The organism is Nitrosospira sp. NpAV, from assembly GCF_000832065.1.
Lineage (GTDB): Bacteria > Pseudomonadota > Gammaproteobacteria > Burkholderiales > Nitrosomonadaceae > Nitrosospira.
The window spans coordinates 1-436 of the sequence record NZ_JXQM01000030.1; the positions used below are offsets into that span (position 1 = coordinate 1).

The window sequence follows — 436 nt, forward strand, 5'->3', positions numbered from 1 at the left end:
GACCTGCCATTCGAACAGCTGGTTGAAGCGCTCCAGCCCGAGCGCAACCTGAACCAGAATCCTTTATTCCAGGTCATGTACAACCATCTGCGCGAGGATCATCGTCCGCTGGAAAGTCTGCCTGGACTTACCCTTGGCGGTTACGAGGTGGACGAACAGGCGGCTCAGTTCGAGCTGACGCTGGACACCACCGAGCGGCCGGATGGGCAAGTCGGCGCCCTGTTCAGCTATGCCGCGGAGTTGTTCGAACCGGCCACCATTGAACGGCTGGGTGCGCACTATCTTCATCTTCTCCAGCAACTGGCCGAACATCCTGAACGCATTCTAGGCGACATTGATATTCTGAGTGGAGAAGAGAAGGCGCAGCTGAAGGCATGGGGGGTGAACGAGCAGCGCTATGCGGATGCCGAGCCGGTGCACCGTTTGATCGAACGGC

The 436-nt window shown here is 58.7% G+C and carries 1 protein-coding gene; it reads left to right on the forward strand.

All coding sequences use genetic code 11. From position 1 onward, the window contains the following. Positions 1-436, forward strand: a 436-nt coding sequence (locus SQ11_RS14510) for a condensation domain-containing protein (RefSeq protein WP_041514912.1), incomplete at both ends; no start/stop codon positions are given.